The sequence below is a fragment of the Cedecea sp. VD22 genome (assembly GCF_037150195.1).
GTDB lineage: Bacteria > Pseudomonadota > Gammaproteobacteria > Enterobacterales > Enterobacteriaceae > Cedecea.
In genome coordinates this window covers 1-340 of record NZ_JBBCPX010000061.1, presented here as the reverse complement: position 1 = coordinate 340, position 340 = coordinate 1, and the positions used below count along the sequence as shown (strand labels likewise).

The 340-nt window shown below is 47.6% G+C and carries 1 protein-coding gene; it reads right to left on the bottom strand.

The annotated features are described in order from the left end of the window. Nucleotides 1–183, bottom strand: a 183-nt coding sequence (locus WFK85_RS23705; protein WP_336710431.1) for a hypothetical protein, incomplete at its 3' end; no start/stop codon positions are given. Nucleotides 184–340: the final 157 nt, after the last annotated feature.

The window sequence follows — 340 nt, the reverse complement described above, 5'->3', positions numbered from 1 at the left end:
AACCTTCCAAAATGTCGAGTGATCGCCACCCAACTGAGACTGTGTATGTATCCAAAGTTGCGAGGACTCGACGGGTGAGAAGAATGGCCCCACCACAAGTGCTTCGTTGTCGTTCAGGACAAACTTAGTTGTGTTAATCGTCGCGTTGGAAGGTACGTCAGCGGGACCATCAAGTTTATCCATTGTGAATGTGTACCATTTGACTGGATTCATCAAGGAACCGTCATCAGACTCTGATGCACTGATAAGTGTGCCAGCAAATGTGGCGTCTTTTGTTATATCTCCGGTCGGCGTTGGATAAGTTACGCTTATTGTGAAAGTGACAGCGTGCGGAAGAGCA